Here is a 17,498-nt window from a genome sequence, read left to right as displayed (position 1 = left end):
CATCAACCACATCATCCGGTGACATCCGATATGAAGCATCTGTTCCGCGTCGGCACGCGCACCAGCCGACTGGCCATGTGCCAGACCGAGCTCGTCGTCGCGATGCTGCGCACGCACGCGCCCGACACCGAGTTCGAGATCGTACCGATCGTCACGCAGGGCGATCGCGACCGCACGTCCAGTCTGCACGTGATCGGCGGCAAGGGCGTGTTCGTCAAGGAGCTCGAACGCGAGCTCGAGGACGGCACCATCGACTTCGCGGCGCACAGTCTCAAGGACGTACAGCCGCGACTTCCCGACGGTCTCGTGATCGGCTGCACGCCGACGCGCGAATCGCCGTTCGACTGTTTGCTGAGCGCCGCTCCCCTCGCCTCGATCGACGATCTGCCGTGCTGCGCGCGCGTGGGCACGAACAGCCAGCGACGTCAGGCGCAGCTGCTGCACCACCGCCCGGACCTCGAGATCGTGCCGATCCGCGGCAACATCGACACCCGCATCCGTAGGATCGAGACCGAACGACTCGACGCGATCGTCCTCGCCGAGGCCGGTCTCAACCGTCTGCGGCCGGACACCGCCGGACTCCACCGCCTCACGATGCGCGACGTGCTGCTGCCCGCCGCGGGTCAGGGTGCAATGGCCGTCGAGTGCCGTGCCGATGACGCCGAGACGCTGGGACTGCTCGCGCGCATCGATGACGCCGAGACGCGCATGGCCGTGACCGTCGAGCGCGATTTCATGCGTGCGATCGGCGGCAACTGCACCCTGCCGATCGGCGCCTACGCCCGGTTCGCCGATGCCGACACCGACGCCTCCCCGGCCGTGCTGACGCTCGACGCGATGATCGCCGTCCCGGACGGGTCGCGAATCTATCGCGCCCGATCCACCGCCCGGATGGCCACGACCGGCATCGCCGACGTGTCGAACGCACTGGTCGACGCGGTAGTCCGCGACCTGCACGCCGCCGGCTCCCCGCTGTAACCACAGCCGTCCCCGCCCCCTCCGTGCGAAACGTCCGATACTGAAGAATCGGACGGAATGAGGCCCGTTGGGAGAGTGCGTCGCGTCCGATACTACAGAATCGGACGTTACGGGCCCCACCAGGGGAAGGTATTCCGTCCGATACTGAAGAATCGGACGTTACGGGCCCACCAAGGGAGGATATTCCGTCCGATTCTGTAGTATCGGACGTTTCAGATACCCATATCGCGTCCGAAACGTCCGATTCTGCAGTATCGGACGCGCCAGCCGCCCTGCGGCCTCTTATTGCGTCCGATTCTGTAGTATCGGACGAAATGCCCTTCCCAGCACACACCCATAACGTCCGTTCCTATAGGATCGGACGTCGGCGGGCGCGTTTGCACACGCTATCGGATTTTGGAATACCCTGATTCGGCCGTGTGCGGTCAGCACGTTTGCGCACTGCTGATCGCACACGGTACTGTGGTGCGCCGTTGGGGAAGTTTCTGATACGCAATGCGTGAATGTGGTGTTATTTGCGCGATTCGAATGAGGGGAAGCGGGCTATGTCGTTCAGCAGTCGCAAGAACACAACGAACACGGGAGACAACGGCGGGCACATTGATGGACACGGCGGTCCGTCATCACATCGGTTCGGCCAGATCAACCAGTCGGGGCAGCTCGACCGATCTGACCAGTTCGACCGACCTGACCAACTCAACCGGTCCGACCAGTCGTGGCGACTCGATCGGCACAACCAGTTCGACCGACCGGGCCAATTCAACCGGTCCGACCAGTCGGGGCAGCTCGATCGGCACAACCAGTTCGACCGACCGGGCCAATTCAACCGGTCCGACCAGTCGGGCAGCTCGATCGGCACGACCAACTCAACCTACCGGGCCAACTCAACCGAACCGATCAGTCGGTCCAACCCAATCGGCACGGCTCGTTCGACCGGCCCGACCAATCCGACCGGGCAAATCACCCCGGTCATCCGCGGATCCTCGCCCGACTGACGCGAGGCGCCGCGGCGCTCGTCGCGGCGACCGCACTCGTCGCGACGGCGGCCTGCGGCACCGCCGGATCGGGAGTAACGGACACCGACCCCGCAGGCGCGGGCGGCACCGCGAACGGCGCGAACCCGTCCGACCGGGCGACCACCGGGCGGGAATCGTCCATCACCGTCGGCACCACCGACAAGGTCGTGAGCCTCGACCCGGCCGGCATCTCGGAGCTCGGCTCCATCCAGACGGCGTACCAGATCTACGCGCCGCTGTTCGCCCAGCGCGGCGGCAAGTCCGACATCACGCCGAACCTCGCCGCGGACGGCGGCACGTGGAACGCCGACGGCACGACCTTCACCGTCAGGCTCAAGCCGAACCTCAGGTTCGCGAACGGCCACGCGCTCACCAGCAGCGACGTGAAGTTCAGCATCGACCGCATCAAGGGCATCGCCTCGCCGAACGGCGCGTCCTCGGTGTTCGCGAACATCGCCGACGTGGCCGCGCCGGACCCGACCACCGTGGTGTTCACCACCTCGGTCAGGAACGACGTGACCCTGAAGCCGGTGCTCAGCATGACGGCATCGGGCATCGTCGACGAGCAGACCTACCCGAAGGACAGGCTCGCCACCGACGCGCAGGTCGTCAAGGCCGACGGGTTCAGCGGCGCCTACGCGCTCAAGGAATACAAGGCGAACGACCACGCGCTGTTCGTGCGCAACGCCGCCTACCGCGGCATCGAACCGGCGCGCAACCGGCAGGTGACGACCGCGTACTACGCGGATTCGTCGAACCTCAAGCTGGCCGTGCAGCAGGGCGACGTGGACGTGGCGTACCGCTCCCTGACCCCCACCGATCTGACCAGTCTCAGGAAGGACGGCGAGCTCAGGATCGTCGACGGCAACGGCGGCGGCGGACGCTACCTCGCGTTCAACCTGCGCACGCAGCCGTACGGTTCGAAGCAGTCGGACGCCGATCCGGCCAAGGCCACGGCCGTGCGCCGGGCGGTCGCGGACCTCGTCGACCGCGAGGCGCTCGCGAAGAACGTGTATCAGGGCACGTACAAGCCGCTCTACTCATTCATCCCCGCCGGCCAGGCCGGATTCGTCGACACGATCAAGGGCGCGTACGGCGACGGCTCGGGCAAGCCGGACGTCGCCAAGGTGCGCGAGACCCTCGCCAAGGCGGGCGTCGAGACGCCGGTGCAACTCAACATCCAGTACAACACGGACCACTACGGGCCGTCGTCCGCCGACGAGTACACGGCGATCAAGACGCAGCTCGAGGACGGCGGGCTGTTCTCGGTGAACGTGCAGCAGTCCGAATGGGTGCAGTACTCGAAGCAGCGCGTCGCCACCGACTCGCAGGACGGCTCCTACCCCGCCTACCAGATCGGCTGGGCGCCCGACTACCCCGATCCGTCCGACTATCTGACGCCGTACTTCGCGTCCGACGGATTCGTCAGCAACGGGTACGCGAACGACGAGGTCGCCGCGCTGCTCAAGCAACAGGCCGGACAGACCGATCCGGCGCAGCGTCTCGAGACCATCAAGAAGGCGCAGGAGGTCGCGGCCGGGGACCTGCCGATCCTGCCGCTGCTGCAGAGCGTGTCCCAGGCGGTGACCGGCGACGACATCACCGGTGTGGTGATGGACACGAACTTCGTGCTGCGCTACCCGTCGCTCGAGCGCAAGTAGCGGTCACTGCGCGTCGGCGAGCAGGTCCGGCAGCGCATCGGCCAGACGCTGCTTGACGCGGCGCACGAGAGCCGGGTCGATGCCCTTGCTGGAGACGGTGAAGATGAGGTTGCCGTGCTCGACGACGGCCACATTGAAGAAGTCCGATTCGCTCGGGTCGCCGGTGTTGTTCACCAGCTGGCCGGGCTCCGCGTCGGCGACGACCCGATGGTTCACGTCCTGGTCGTCGGTGCAGGCGATGACGATGCGCGCGCCGTCGAGGTCGCCGGTCGCGTAGGGCTTGCACCTCCAGTCGATCGCGCCGTCGTCCGCCTCCGCCGCCAGTCGTTCGTCCAGTTCGGGCGCGACGACCGTGACCTTGGCGCCGGCGGCCAGCAGATGCGTGACCTTGCGCGTGGCGACCCTGCCGCCGCCGACCACGACCGCGCGCTCGCCCTTCACGCGCAGGTCGACCGGGTATGGGCTCGGCGCGAAGGCATCGGCCTCGGGCTCGGCCTCGAAGGCCTCGGATTCGAGGGTTTCGTCGGATCCGTTCACATTCATATCGCTCATATCATGCTCCAATCACGCGTCGAGCAGTGAGGCGACGCCGCCGACCACGATCAGCGCGGGGGCGCCGAGACCGGCCGCATCGACCTCGCGCTCGATCGTCTCCAGCGTACCGCCGACCGCGCGCTGGTTCTCGCGCGTGGCCCATTGGATCACGGCGACCGGCGTATCGGCCGGCTTGCCGTTGGCGACGAGGTTCGCGACGATGCGCCCCAGCGACTCCATGCCCATGAGGAATACCAGCGTGCCCTCCATGCCTGCGATGTTCGCCCAGTCGAGCTCGTGCCCCTCGCGCTTGCGATGGCCCGCGATCACATGGAAGCTCGACGCGAAGTCGCGGTGCGTGACGGGGATGCCGACCGCCGCCGGCCCCGCGATCGCGCTGGTGATGCCGGGCACGACCTCCACTTCGACGCCCTGCGCCCTGAGGTACGCGCGCTCCTCGCCGCCGCGTCCGAAGACGAACGGATCGCCCGATTTGAGCCGTACCACGCGCTTGCCGTCCTTGGCGAGGCGCGCGAGCAGGTCGTTGATCTCGCGCTGTTTGACCGGGTGATGGTGCGGGGACTTGCCCACGTCGATCCGCTGCGCGTCGGGCCGCGCGAAGTCGAGGAGCTCGGGGTTGACGAGCCGGTCGTAGACGATCACGTCGGCCCGTTCGATGCGGTCTCTGGCGCGCAGCGTCAGCAGGTCCGGGCTGCCCGGCCCCGCCCCGACCAACGACACCAATCCGCTCATGGTTGTCTCCCCTTCTCGGTCATGTTCCATCACATTCGGGAACGTATCATCATCATTGTGCATGATTCATCCGCCATGACATCGGTTCTGTTCACCATCGAGGGGACGCGCGTCGATGCGGGGACTCGACGCGCGCTGGTCGAGGCCGGGGTCGCACCCATATATTGCCCGTTGCGCGAGCTGCGCGCGGTCGAGCCGGATGCGGACGGTTTGCGCGCGATGCTCGCCGCGGACACGGTGATCGTCACCAGCGGATTCGCGTTGCAGGTCTACCTCGCGCATCCGCGGTGGCGGACGGAAAGCAGGAACCCGAACTCACCCACGTTGATCGTGCTGAGCGCGCGCATGGCGCGGACAGCCCGGGCGGCGGGGATACGGAACGTACTGGTCCCGGACGAGGAGAGCCAGCGCGGGGTCGCGGCGCTGCTACGGAGGATGCAGGGCGTCACGTCCATCGACGAATCGTCTCGCGCGGGGACGGCCGCCCCGATATCGATGACGGACGACAGCCCCAGGATTCCCAAGGTCATAGCCCCCATCGTCGCGCCTCTCGTCGGACGTTGCGCGGTGCATCTGTGCGGCTCGCTGTCGGTGCCGCACGACGCGCTGCCGCCGGGCGTCGCACGCGTGCAGGTGTACGAGAATCATTGGGACACCACGTGCGAGGACCGTGCGTGCGGGTTCATCACCGAATCAATCGCGGGGCGTGGAGGCTCAGATGACATGGCCGGCATGGCCTTCCCCGACATATACGGTCTCCCGACCGATCGCACCGGATGTTCCAAGGAAACGGCGACGGACCCGCACCGCATCGGGCGGATTCTGGTGACGAGTCCGTCGGCGTACCGGCGGCTGCGGGCCATCATGAAGCGGATTCCCGAATGCTTCACGGCCCAGCCCACGTACTACACGCTCGGGCCCAGCACGACGGCGGTCGTCGAGGCCGACGGGAACGTCGCCAAATCGCCGGGGACGCGCACGGATGTCCTGCACGCCGCGATCAGACGGCTGGTCGATGACGTCACCGCCGACTGATTGGGCGGCTCATTAGCGATCGGACGGTCAGCCCGCAACAACGGCCAGCCCCAACCCCACGTCCGGCGCGTCTACAGCATGCCCCAGGAGCGGGCGTATTCGACGTGGACGAGGAAGTCGTCGGCGTCGAATCCGGCGTCGGTCAGGCGCTGCTCGAGCTGCTCGAACGGCTCGCCGTCGCGTTCGGCGCGGATACCGTGGCGGGTGATCGACACCTGCCAGTCGTCGGCGTCGGTGAGGCGTCGCAACGTGGCCAGCACCGCCTGGGCACGGGCCAACCGGGCGGAGCGACGGCGCAGTTCGGCGGCGGCGTCCTCCAGCGTGGCGCCGGTACGACGCAGCGGATCGTTCGCGAACGGGATGTCGACGATCACGTGCCACACGACCGGAAGGCCGGAATCAGAGGATGTTGTGGTCGTCTCCGCCTCGGGCTCCGACGCGCCCCGGACATTCGGACGCACGATAGGCGCGTCATCGATGATGGTGGGTGCAGCGGGGCGACTTGGACGTGGGCGAACAAGCAGGTCGGCGAAGGACATGGGAACTCCTTTACGGGATATGCGGACGAGGTATGCGGACGCGGGACAACGGGGCGAAGCCGCAGGCGTCATTCGACAGGAACGGGAACGGCACCGCACTCATCCGGGATACCCCGGACGGGCCGGTGCCGTTCATGGCGTCAATGGCATGACCGATCGAGCGACCGGGCAATCATCCGGTCGCGGCGGCCGTCGGACCGGCCGTCCGTGGCTCAGGCCGTGGCTCGGGCCGGCGTCAGGCGGCGACGGAGATGGTGGACCAGAAGCCGGGCAGCAGCACGGCGGAGAGGATGAAGCCGAGGATGATGTTCACCACGGCGCCGATGCTGAAGGCGGCGACCGGCTTCCATCCGAGGTTCGACAGCTGCTTGAAGCGGGTCGTCAGACCGATCGAGAGGAACGTGAACGTGAACGCCCAGGTGCGCAGCTCCTTGACCGGTGCGATCAGGTCGCTGGTGATGCCCGCGGAGGCGCCCGCGCCGGCCGACGCGATGACGATCGTCAGGAAGATCGAGGCGACGAAGAAGCCGATCACGAACTTCGGGAAGCGGTGCCAGATCTGTGCGACGTCGACCTTCTGTCTAGGCAGGTCGTTGACGTCGCGGCCGGCGGCCTTGGCCTCGGCGACGCGGTCCTGACGATCCCAGTAGGTGATGGCGATGAACGCCAGGATCAGGCACCACACGCCGATGAAGATGTCGCGGCCGACGACCTTCATCAGGGTGAACGCGGCGATGCCCTGCTCGCCGAAGCTGGCGGCGGCGGTCACGCCGGCCGCGTCGGCGAACTCGGAGGTGCCGACCCACGCGCCGGCCACGCCGTCGGGCAGACCGAACGCCTTGGCCAGGCCCGTGAGCAGGAAGATGGAGATGATGGCCCAGACGACGACGATGGAGATCACCGCGGAGACCTGCTCCTTGCGGGTCTTGACGGCGGAGCCCACGGCGATGCCGGCGGAGACGCCGCAGATCGAACCGCCGGCGCCGAGCGTGGCAGCGAAGCGCTTGTCGAGGTCGAAGCCCTTCGTGGCAACGAAGTAGATGACGAGGAACGTCGAGACGGCGATGAACGTGGCCTGCAGGAACGCGACCGGTCCGGCGGAGATGATCGTGGTGAACGGCAGCGTCGCGCCGAGCAGGACGATGCCGACCTTGACGTACAGTTCGGTGCGCAGCGCGCCGCCGAAGAATCCTTCGGCGTTGACGACGTTGCCGATGATCAGGCCGATGACCAGCGCGACGAGCGGCGCCTCGAGGTTGTACGAGGAGGAGAACTTCGACGTGCTGAACACGTTGACGGCGAAGCTCAGGACGAACAGCGCGACGAACCCGCCGAGGAACGCCGGCACCTTGAGCTTGAGGAAGTACGCGGCGAGCGAGAACACCGCGGCGAACAGGACGAACAGCAGGACGATGTTCGGCCAGCGCTCGGCCAGTCCCGCCGCGTGCGTGGTGGCGCCGTTCTTGGTGACGTCGCCGCCGCTGAACAGGAACGACCAGGAGTCCCAGCTGGGGATCTTCGCGGCGAACACGTTGAGCGTGCTGCCCGCGGCCCACAGCACGAAGCCGAGGACCACGATGCCGAGGCCGATGAACACGGCCCACCAGTCCTCGCTGCCCAGGATCCTGCGTCCCTCGGCGGCCGCCGGGACGGCCTCCCTCACCTTGGTTTTCTGCGCCGAGCCGGCCGCCGCTGCGGTCGTCGGCAAAGTCGATGCGGTCACGATTGCTTCCCTTCTCCTTCCCATCGCCCCGTGGCGTTCCGTGTCGCCGGGACGCTCCCGGTCGTCGGCCGATGACCGGCCTGCGGCGGTGCGTCCTCTCCTGCGACGGGACAGCGGATGCGATGGCACGCAGCACGCATGATGTATGCGTGCTGCGTGATTGGTTGCTGATTGATGGATATGGACCACGGCACGCATCACCGGCCGGCTGGGTTCGCCGACCGCCCCCGATCGGTGCCGGATGTCCCCCGACATCCTCATGGCCCCGATTCGTTCGTCGCGGTGCGCCGTGTTGGTTCGATTGTATGCGATGCGACATGGCGACATCGCGGTCCCATTGAAGACGTTGCTTATGACGGGCTATATCCCGTCGTCTGCCTTAACGTCGAGATACCCCGGTCATCCGCGCCCGATCCTATAGGAACGGACGCGAGGACGCGCAAACCCAGCCTCCCGTTACTCGTGCAGGGGCTGCTTGCGGTCGGGGTAGAGCTGCTCGGCCAGGTGGTTGACGGCGCGCGGGACCTCGCCGAAGCCGGCGGAGATGAGCTTGACCTTGCCCGGGTAGGTGACCGCGTCGCCGACGCCATAGATGCGCGGCACCTCGGTCTCGAGGTACTCGTTCACCTCGAGGTCGCCGCGTTTGACCGGCAGGCCCCATTCCTTGAGCAGGTGGTTGTCGGACGTGAAGCCGTAGTTGACGAGCAGCGCGTCGACGTCGAGCGCGAGCGTCTCGTCGCTCTTGATCTTGGCGAGCTCGATATGCAGGCCGTCGCCATCGGGCACGCCGGTCACGGACGTGAACTTGTAGGGCGTGAGGATCGCGACGGTCGACTCCTTCAGGCGCGCGACGCTCGACTCGAGCGCGCGGAAGTTGTCGCGGCGGTGGATGAGCACGACCTTGCCGGCGATGCGCTCCAGCTCGAGCGCCCAGTCGATCGCCGCGTCGCCGCCGCCGGCCACGGCGACGGTTTTGCCGGCGAAGTCGGCCAGACGTTTGACGAAGTAGAAGACCTTGTGGCCGTCGAGGCGCTCGCGGTCGTAGTCGATGGCGAGCGGGCGGGGCGTGAACGCGCCGGAGCCGATCGCCACGATCACCGAGCGCGTGCGGATCTCGCGCGCGGACGTGGTCAGCGTGAACGTGCCGTCGGCGAGCTGCTCGAGACCGCGCACCTCTTCGTTCACGTGCACGGTGATGCGCTCCGGGAACGTGTCGAGCTGCGCCTTGAGGTTGGCGACGAGTTCGGCGCCGGTGCCGGAGACGAATCCGGCGATGTCATGGATCGGCTTCTCCGGGTAGAGCGCCGCGACCTGCCCGCCGAGCTCGGGCAGGCTGTCGACGAGCGTGACGTCGAGATTGCGCATCGCGGAGTAGAACGCGGCGAACATGCCGACCGGTCCGCCGCCGATCACGGTCACGTCGGTGATGGCGGGCTCGGCGGCCGCCGTTCCGGCCGTCGCCCCGTCCGCGCCGGTCACGCCGGTCTCGTTCGTCCCCACCTGTTCGATCACTGCTTCGGTCATATGGAATCCCCCAGATTCGTCGGACGACGCGGCGCTCGCCGGCCGTCGGATGGTCGATCGATGAATCGCCGCCCGTCGCCGCGGACCGGTCGGATGACCGGAGCCGCGCCCCGATGACGGACGTCGATAGTGGCCAAGTATACGGTCGCGCGCCGTTCGGACGAAGCGTCGCGACAGGCTGGAAATCGGCGGAATACCGCCGATTGATAACGGCTCACAAGGAGAACCATCAACCGGAAATCACGCGGGGTGTCATCCGGCGACGGCCCGAAAACGGCGGAATCGCAACGTTTTCGTCCGCACATGACCGAACGGGACCGGATTGACACCGCAACACGGCGTTTGTAGGCTCCCGACTCATCAGGGGGTACGGCGCTTCGGCGCCACAACGCAGACTTATCCGATTGGGGGAAGCGCTATGAGCGCCGGCTACATCGCCACATGGGCGGATCAGAAGCTCAACGGCAACGAGATCGCCAAGCTCAAGGAAGACGGCCTTGATGTGTTCAAGGATCTTCCGGAGCTGGTGAAGAAGCCGTTCTCGGAGATCGATCCGAGCTACTTCATGTACTTCAAGTACGCGGGGCTCACCGTGCAGAAGCCGCAGACCGACGGCTACTTCATGATGCGCATCAAGATCCCGGGCGGACGCATCACGGTCAAGCAGGCCGACCACATCGCGTGGATCGGCGAGCACTACGGCCACGGCGTCATCGACCTGACCACGCGCCAGGCGGTGCAGTACCACTGGATCCCGTTCGCCGAGCTCGTCGACATCTTCGCCGGCATCGAGAACGTCGGCCTGACGACCAAGGGCGCCGAGGGCGACATCACGCGCAACATCGTCGACAACACGCTCTCCGGCATCGACCCGGACGAGCTGTTCGACACGCGTCAGGCCGTGATGGACGTCTACCACCGCTTCCAGGGCAACTACGACTACTCGAACCTGCCGCGCAAGTTCAAGATCTCGATCAGCAGCAACGTGTACAACTCGGCCGACGCGCAGATCAACGACGTGGCGTTCACGCCCGACACCAAGCGGATCGGCCGCCACACCATCCAGGGATTCAACGTGCTCGTGGGCGGCGGCCTCGGCATGAAGCCGTACCTCGCGCAGCAGCTCAACATCTTCGTGCCGCCGAACCGCGTGGCCGACGTGGCCGAGGTGATCTGCCGCATCTACCGCGACTACGGCTACCGCCGCAGCCGCTCCAAGGCCCGTCTCAAGTTCCTCGTGGCCGACTGGGGCGCCGAGCAGTTCGAGGACAAGGTGCGCGAGTCCCTGCCCGACCTGCAGACCAAGGGCCGCAGCAAGGTCAAGGGATGGAACAGCGGCAACGCACTCGGCGTGCATCGCCAGAAGCAGGACGGCTACTACTACGTGGGCGTCTCCGTGCCGTCCGGGCGCATCTCGTCCGACGACTTCCGCGCGCTGACCGACGTGGCCCGCAACTACGGACGCGACGAGATCCGATTCGACCACTGCCAGAACTTCATCATCCCGTGGATCCCCGAGGACAAACTCGCCGAAGTGGAGGCGCTGCCGATCTTCGAGCGCTTCTCGATCCACCCGCACCTGCTGGCCGACTACGGCAACACCTGCACGGGCGCGGAATACTGCAATCTCGCGAACGCGCACACCAAGACCGTGTTCAAGCCGCTGATCGAGGAGCTCGACAGGCGGTTCGCGTTCGACCGTCCGATCAACGTGACGATGACAGGCTGCGGCAGCAACTGCGCGCACCGATCCATCGCGGACATCGGCATCGAGGGCGTGCACGCGCGCACCCCCGACCGTCAGCACGTGGAGGGCTACAAGCTCTCCGTTGGTGGCAGCCTGCTGGGCGAAGGCCACTTCAACGAGCCGCTCAAGGGCGTGTTCTCCAAGGAACAGCTCGCCGACGCGGTCTCGTCGATCCTGGCCGACTACCGGGACCACCACGAAGGGGACGAGACGTTCTACGACTACTACAACCGTCAGGGAACCGATCATTTCCAGGAAGTACTCAACCAATTCATCGCAACCCTACCGGAGGTACTGAAGTGAGCACCAAGATCATCTACACGAGCGCGACCGGCAACACCAAGGAGGCCGTCGAGACCCTGCAGGAGGCGCTGGAGGATCTCGGCGCGGACGTCGAGGTGTTCGACGCCGAGGACGGCGTGGAGGTCGACGAGTTCTTCGACGGCGCCGACAACTACGTGATCGCCAGCTGGTCCGACGGCGCGAATGGCGAGGTACCCGGCGGCATCGTCGACTTCTTCGACGATCTGGACGGCGCCGACCTGTCCGGCAAGAAGGTCGCGGTGATCGGCACCGGCGACACCAGCTACCCGCACTTCTGCGCGGCGGTCGACATCTTCGAGAAGCTCGTGACCGACGACGGCGCGGAACTGGCCGCACCGAGCGTGAAGATCGAGCTGGCTCCGGACGACGACGCGATCGCGCGCCTGAAGGACCTCGCGAAGACGCTCGCGGCCTGACCCGACCATCATGACCACCGCATATCTGTACGTACTGCACGGCCGCAGGGGCAAGATCCCCGAGTCGAACCTCGAGCTGCTGGCGGGGTTCATCGCCGACGAGGGGCAGCTCGGGCGCATCGCGTTCCTCGAGGGCGACGAGCAGACGCTCGAGGACGGCATCCGCGACCTGCAGGGACGACCCGGAGTCGACCATCTGGCCATCGTGCCGGTGTTGCTGTATTCGGCCACGCACATACGCTGGGACATCCCGGAGCGTTCGGCCAAGGTGCTCGATCCATCGATCACGGTCACGGTGACCGAGCCGCTGGCCGGGACGGCGGCCGTCGAGCGGTATCTGGAGCGCACGCTCGGGGCCGCCGTGACGGCGTTCCCCGGGCGGCGCGTGCTGCTCATCGCGCACGGCACGCCGCACTTCCCGGAGCCGTTCGAGGAGCTCAAGGAGCTCGCGTCCCGCGTGGGGCGCACGATCGGCGTCGAGGTCGTGCCGACGAATCACGTCGGACACCCGACCATCGAGGAGACGCTGGCGGACGAGCACGGACCGTTCATCGTCGAGCGCCTGTTCCTGACGGACGGACGTCTCGCCGCCAAGATGAAGGCGCGCGTCCAGGCAATCGAGTCGGGCGACGTCTTCCTGCCGACGCTCGAGGACGATCCGGTCATCATCAACGCGATCCGCGAGCGGCTCGCCGAGGCCGGCGTCTAGGCGCGCATCACGTCACGTCACATCCGCACGATGCGCGCACCCAACGCCTCGACGATGTCGTGGTGGTGGGTGGAGAGCAGCACCGTCTTTCCGGCCTCGACGTAGGCCTTGAGCACGCGCACGACCAGCGCGGTGTTCGCCTCGTCGAGGCCGTCGGTCGGCTCGTCGAGGACCATGAGGTCCGGGTTGAGCGACATTACGCACGCGACGGCGACGCGCTTCTTCTCGCCGCCGGACAGGCGGTAGGGCGCACGGTCGACGTATTCCCCCAGATCGAACAGGTCGACGATGTCGTTCACGCGACGGTCGATCTCGGCGTCCGGCAGACCCATCTGCATGGGGCCGAACGCGATCTCCTCGCCGACCGACGGGCAGAACAGCTGGGTGTCGGAATTCTGGAAGACGAAGCCGATGCGCTGGTGCAGCGCCTTGGCGAACCGGCTGTTGCGTTTCTCGACGGCGGCCCGCGTGACGGGCTCGCCGCCGAAGCGGTATTCGCCGGCGGTCGGGAACTCGAGCGCGTTGATGATGCGCATCACCGTGGTCTTGCCGACGCCGTTGGGACCGAGCAGGGCGACGCACTCGCCGCGCTCGACGGTGAGGTTGAAGTCGTCGAGGACCTTGCGGCCACCTGAACCAGGCCCGGCAGGCCCAGCGGAGTCGACCGGGTCGCCGGCGCGGTCGGCATCGACGTCCCCATACGTGAAGTCGATATGGCTCAGTTCCACCAAAGGGTTTCCGTCAAACATCATTGCTCCATTCTCGTATGACCCGGGCATCCGGTCCGCCCGCCCGAGAATTCACCGTCGCGTCATTCCACACCGTAGCCCACCACACGCACCACCCGTCCCGTCGGTCATCCGCAGTAGATGGCGAACGCGATCATCGCGGCGACGGCGACGGCGTACACGGCATTGGGCCAAGTGAACAGCCGGTCGCGGCGCACACGATACCGCCCGTCGAAGCCGCGGCAGGTCATCGCCTCGGCCATCTGGCGGGCCTGCGTGTTCGCCCGCAGGAACAGCGCGCCCATCACCCGGCCGGCGGACATGAGTTTGCGCGAGTCGCGGCCGACGCTGCGCAGCTTGAGCGCGTCGAGCAGCGAGACCATCGACCGGCCGAGGATGTCGATGAACTGCACGGTCACGTCGCACACGTAGATCACGGAGTCTGGGCATCCGACGCCCTTGAGTCCGGCGATCAGACGGTTCCACGGCACCGTGCGGGCGAGGGCGATCACCGGCGCGACCGACACGAACGCCTTGACGACGAGCCGCACCGGTGCGTCGGCCTGTCCGATGAACACGGCCGGCAGCCCCAGCACGAGGCTCAGCGCGCACACGACGAGCGTGGGCTTGAGGATCGCTGCGATCAGGCGGGCCGGGCGCAACGCGAGCATGACGAGCACGACGGCGAGCATCGCGTACGCGAACAGCATGTTGCGCGTCGCGTTGACGCACACGATCGCGGCGGGCACGCCGATGATGCGCAGCGCCGGCGCGACCGCGCACAGCGCGCGATCGACCGGACTACGCGCGATCGACAGCGACGAGCCGACCTGTTCCAGCATGCCGCCGACGTGCGCGAGATTGCGCTCGACGAACGACGAGCGGTCATCGAGCGGCTCGTACCGCTCCGACTCCCCCAGCCACGCGGGGATACGGACCGTGGACGCCGTTCCGACACGGCCGGACGCCGCCGTCTCACCCACGTCCGCACCCATCGGCGACCCGTCCGTATTCCGTTCCGTCACGTTTCCCCTCATCCCTATTCTTCCGCGCACCGGTTCATGCCGAACGTCACCGGCCGGCGATTGCACCGGCCCCGGTCGACGACTACCCCCGACGCACCTTCCCGGAACCGGCGCCTCGCACGGCAAGGGCAAGCAGGCGGAAGACGATGGTCGTCAGGGCGATGCCGATGACGGCGGAGAGGACATAGCCGACGACGTCCGGCAGGCCGGCGAGCGAGTAGTCGGGCAGCAGGGTGTTCCACGTGAAACCATGGGCGATGAACTGGGGCACGTAGTCGAGACCGGTCGCGGCCATGAAGTCCTCGGCTCCCCATTCACCCCAGGCGTCGCCGGTCGCCAACAGCCCCAGCGGGGACAGCAGCGCGACGATCGCCAACGCAACCCACAGCGGGCGCCGCGTACCGGATGTTCCACGTGAAACAGACTGCACGACGCCCGTCTGCGTTTCACGTGAAACAGGTCGCGACGTTCCACGTGAAACATTCGCGATGGGGCCCGCGATCTCCCCGACGGACACCTCCCCGCGACCGCGTACGCCGATGCCGGACGTCACGATCTCGGGAGCCGACCGGCGCACGAAGTCGACGACGACCACGGTCGCCAATCCCTCGACCACGCCGGCGACGGCGAGATGCGGGATGAGCATGGCGGGGATCGTCACGGCCAGAGGGAACGGGAAGTAGAGCGCGCGGCCGGCGGCGTCGTGGAACAGCATCGGCTGGACGCCCAGCTCGACCGCGACGCACAGCGCGGCGAGCGTCAGGCCAATGTACCCGCCAAGGAACACGGCGACGCGATCGGCAATCCTCCCTGAGGCGTAGGAACCTGCGGCACGTCCACGACTTCCGACACGGCCCATCGCCGACCCGGTGCCGGCGACATCGTCTCGCCCGCCGGCCGCACCAGCGGATCCCCGTCCGCGGACATCGCCGGACGTCGCGACCGATCCCCCTGCCCGACCGACGCCCCCGACGAACCGCGCGATTCCGCGAATTCCCATGTAGATGCCATACGCCGTGAACGGCAGGACGACGGCCATGTTGAAGCAGTTCGCGCCGAGCGTGATGAGTCCGCCATCGCCGAACAACAGCGCCTGCAGCAGCAGGGCGACCGACACGGCGACCGTCGCGTACTGCGGTCCGAGCAGCAGCGCGATGAGCGCACCGCCGACGCCGTGCGCGGTGGTGCCGCCGGGCGTGGGCACGTTGAACATCATGATGAGGAACGAGAATGCGGCGCCCGCGCCGAGATACGCCATCCTCTCCGGGCCGGCATTGCGGATCATCGACCGGAAGCACAGCACCCAGATCGGAATCATGACCGCCCAGAACACCGCCCCGGTGGACGGCGAGATGAAGTTGTCGGGGATGTGCATCGCCAGCGTCGCGGCCTGCGGTTCGTACAGCTCGTACATATCGGGTCCCTTTCGTCGGTCGCATGGGCCGGCGCGGAGGACGTCGCCGCGGAACCGGGCCGTCGCAGGCCGGAAGCGCGGGCCGCCGGACGTCGGATACCCCCGGTCCGGACCAACCGCGACCGGGACCGCCTCGCTTCCCGGACCCGGAACCACGGCCGTCCTCCGTCACCCGACCTCGCGCGGCGTCCACATTGCGAACACCACCTATAGGCCGACACCGCGACGACGGCGCGATCCGCCGCCCATGCGTTGGATGGATACGTAATATCACAGGCGTGATGCGTTATGTAAACGACGCCGCACGACCGGTTGGAATCGCTGCAAACACGCCGTATGCGACCGGTCCGCGAATCGGTCCGGGACCCACCCTGCCGCCGGCTTCAGCCGGTATTTTCCGAAACACTCGCCACATCGCCGTTACAAACGGACGCATCGCGGACCGTACACTGAAGTCCACACAGCGGACACCATGGGCCGCACGCGGACGTGAAAGGGAGGGTGGATGATCGCCAAGGAGATCACCGGCAACATCATCAGCCAGCAGTATGACGACGGCAAACTCGAGGTGCCGGTCGCCTTCGACTGGTTCGAGACGGACAAGAAGCGCATGATGAAGGTCGCCGAGGACGGCACCGAGATCGGCGTGATGGTCGGACGGACCATCAAGGACGGAGACGTGCTCGCCGAGACGGACGACAAGCGCTACTTCGCACGCATCCGCACCGCGCAGCTCATCGAGATCCCGGTGAGCTCGATGAAGGAGATGGGTCGCCTGTGCTTCGAGCTGGGCAATCGCCACCTGAGCCTGAAAGTGGAGAACGACCGCGTGCTCGTGCCGTACGACCATCCGACGATGGAGTACACGAAGAAGATCGGCTACGAGCCGCACATCATCGAGGGCGGGTTCGACGGCTTCCTCATCGTCAAGGCGCACGCCGGCTCCGGCACGATCATCCCGGGCACCAACAAGACCACGGGTGACGTGGCCGAGGAGGAGCAGGAGGCCGAGGCCGACGCGGCCTTCGCCGACAGGACGAAGACCGACCATCTCGACGTCCACGCGCACGAAACGGGTGCGAAGCACGACCACGACCACGACCACGACCACGACCACGACCACGACCACGACCACGACCACGACCACGAGGATCATCCCCACGGCGAGCACAGTCACCACCATCACCACGTCGTCGAGGAACCCGGCGTCGACGCGGACCATCCGTACCAGCTCAAGCCCGGCGAGTACGAGTCGAACGGCGTGCTGCATCGCCCGGACGGCTCGCACAGCCACGACGGCGGCCGCACCTGGCACACCCACTGAATCGCCGCCGGCCTCGGAAACCCCGTCCCTTCGGACTCCCGGAGCCCA

The 17,498-nt window shown here is 67.0% G+C and carries 16 protein-coding genes; 8 read left to right on the top strand and 8 right to left on the bottom strand.

The genetic code is table 11. The annotated features are described in order from the left end of the window. The first annotated feature begins 30 nt into the window (after positions 1–30). The 3 genes from hemC to JS528_RS06870 all read left to right on the top strand — a co-directional run bounded on the left by hemC (position 31) and on the right by JS528_RS06870 (position 3,655). Positions 31–978 carry a hydroxymethylbilane synthase gene (hemC, locus tag JS528_RS06880; protein ID WP_214358345.1) on the top strand — a complete coding sequence of 316 codons (948 nt, stop codon included), beginning with the start codon at positions 31–33 and terminating at the stop codon, positions 976–978. A 545-nt stretch (positions 979–1,523) separates the two neighbouring features. Further along, the gene (locus JS528_RS06875) at positions 1,524–1,973 is read left to right on the top strand and encodes a hypothetical protein (RefSeq protein ID WP_214358409.1); all 450 of its coding nucleotides are present in this window, start codon (positions 1,524–1,526) and stop codon (positions 1,971–1,973) included. Beyond that, positions 1,970–3,655: an ABC transporter substrate-binding protein gene (locus tag JS528_RS06870; RefSeq protein ID WP_214358404.1), complete on the top strand. Its 1,686-nt coding sequence runs from the start codon at positions 1,970–1,972 to the stop codon at positions 3,653–3,655. The genes JS528_RS06875 and JS528_RS06870 overlap by 4 nt, the downstream gene beginning before the upstream one ends. 3 nt (positions 3,656–3,658) lie before the next feature. On the opposite strand, the gene JS528_RS06865 is transcribed toward JS528_RS06870, so the two are convergent. Together JS528_RS06865 and cobA are read right to left on the bottom strand one after the other, a co-directional pair. Continuing rightward, positions 3,659–4,207 carry a precorrin-2 dehydrogenase/sirohydrochlorin ferrochelatase family protein gene (locus JS528_RS06865; RefSeq protein ID WP_214358344.1) on the bottom strand — a complete coding sequence of 183 codons (549 nt, stop codon included), beginning with the start codon at positions 4,205–4,207 and terminating at the stop codon, positions 3,659–3,661. A gap of 12 nt (positions 4,208–4,219) precedes the next feature. Further along, positions 4,220–4,942 carry a uroporphyrinogen-III C-methyltransferase gene (gene cobA / locus JS528_RS06860; RefSeq protein ID WP_214358343.1) on the bottom strand — a complete coding sequence of 241 codons (723 nt, stop codon included), beginning with the start codon at positions 4,940–4,942 and terminating at the stop codon, positions 4,220–4,222. 75 nt (positions 4,943–5,017) lie between these two features. Here cobA and JS528_RS06855 point away from each other — a divergent pair, with 75 nt between their 5' ends. Beyond that, positions 5,018–5,977 carry a hypothetical protein gene (locus JS528_RS06855; protein WP_214358342.1) on the top strand — a complete coding sequence of 320 codons (960 nt, stop codon included), beginning with the start codon at positions 5,018–5,020 and terminating at the stop codon, positions 5,975–5,977. A 71-nt stretch (positions 5,978–6,048) separates the two neighbouring features. On the opposite strand, the gene JS528_RS06850 is transcribed toward JS528_RS06855, so the two are convergent. The 3 genes from JS528_RS06850 to JS528_RS06840 all read right to left on the bottom strand — a co-directional run bounded on the left by JS528_RS06850 (position 6,049) and on the right by JS528_RS06840 (position 9,763). After that, positions 6,049–6,351 (bottom strand): hypothetical protein, encoded by a 303-nt coding sequence (locus JS528_RS06850; RefSeq protein WP_214358341.1) that lies wholly within the window; start codon positions 6,349–6,351, stop codon positions 6,049–6,051. A 400-nt stretch (positions 6,352–6,751) separates the two neighbouring features. Further along, on the bottom strand, positions 6,752–8,239 hold the full coding sequence (locus JS528_RS06845) for a YeiH family protein (protein WP_214358340.1): 1,488 nt from the start codon (positions 8,237–8,239) through the stop codon (positions 6,752–6,754). A gap of 456 nt (positions 8,240–8,695) precedes the next feature. Beyond that, positions 8,696–9,763, bottom strand: coding sequence for an NAD(P)/FAD-dependent oxidoreductase (locus tag JS528_RS06840; protein WP_214358339.1), 1,068 nt, complete (start codon positions 9,761–9,763; stop codon positions 8,696–8,698). Positions 9,764–10,181: 418 nt separating this feature from the next. Here JS528_RS06840 and JS528_RS06835 point away from each other — a divergent pair, with 418 nt between their 5' ends. Genes JS528_RS06835 through JS528_RS06825 form a run of 3 tightly spaced genes read left to right on the top strand, consistent with a single transcriptional unit; the run spans position 10,182 to position 12,959 of the window. Further along, entirely contained in the window at positions 10,182–11,813 is a 1,632-nt protein-coding gene (locus JS528_RS06835; RefSeq protein WP_214358338.1) for a nitrite/sulfite reductase, read from the top strand. Continuing rightward, positions 11,810–12,250, top strand: coding sequence for a flavodoxin domain-containing protein (locus JS528_RS06830; protein ID WP_214358337.1), 441 nt, complete (start codon positions 11,810–11,812; stop codon positions 12,248–12,250). The genes JS528_RS06835 and JS528_RS06830 overlap by 4 nt, the downstream gene beginning before the upstream one ends. Before the next feature lie 10 nt (positions 12,251–12,260). After that, on the top strand, positions 12,261–12,959 hold the full coding sequence (locus tag JS528_RS06825) for a sirohydrochlorin chelatase (RefSeq protein ID WP_214358336.1): 699 nt from the start codon (positions 12,261–12,263) through the stop codon (positions 12,957–12,959). Positions 12,960–12,976: 17 nt separating this feature from the next. Here JS528_RS06825 and JS528_RS06820 read toward each other — a convergent pair whose 3' ends face one another. From JS528_RS06820 to JS528_RS11590, 3 genes are all read right to left on the bottom strand, one after another. After that, on the bottom strand, positions 12,977–13,687 hold the full coding sequence (locus tag JS528_RS06820; protein ID WP_214358335.1) for an energy-coupling factor ABC transporter ATP-binding protein: 711 nt from the start codon (positions 13,685–13,687) through the stop codon (positions 12,977–12,979). 128 nt (positions 13,688–13,815) lie between these two features. Next, positions 13,816–14,712 carry an energy-coupling factor transporter transmembrane component T gene (locus tag JS528_RS06815; protein WP_214358334.1) on the bottom strand — a complete coding sequence of 299 codons (897 nt, stop codon included), beginning with the start codon at positions 14,710–14,712 and terminating at the stop codon, positions 13,816–13,818. Between the two features lie 82 nt (positions 14,713–14,794). Then, positions 14,795–16,126 carry an energy-coupling factor ABC transporter permease gene (locus JS528_RS11590; protein ID WP_214358333.1) on the bottom strand — a complete coding sequence of 444 codons (1,332 nt, stop codon included), beginning with the start codon at positions 16,124–16,126 and terminating at the stop codon, positions 14,795–14,797. 505 nt (positions 16,127–16,631) lie between these two features. On the opposite strand from JS528_RS11590, the gene JS528_RS11585 reads away from it, so the two are divergent. Continuing rightward, positions 16,632–17,450, top strand: coding sequence for an urease accessory protein UreE (locus JS528_RS11585; protein WP_240541384.1), 819 nt, complete (start codon positions 16,632–16,634; stop codon positions 17,448–17,450). Positions 17,451–17,498: the final 48 nt, after the last annotated feature.

Origin of the sequence: Bifidobacterium santillanense (assembly GCF_018555385.1) — a bacterium.
Taxonomy (GTDB): domain Bacteria; phylum Actinomycetota; class Actinomycetes; order Actinomycetales; family Bifidobacteriaceae; genus Bifidobacterium; species Bifidobacterium santillanense.
Note: the sequence above shows the minus strand (reverse complement) of the source record. Positions and strands in the feature narration are given on the sequence as shown.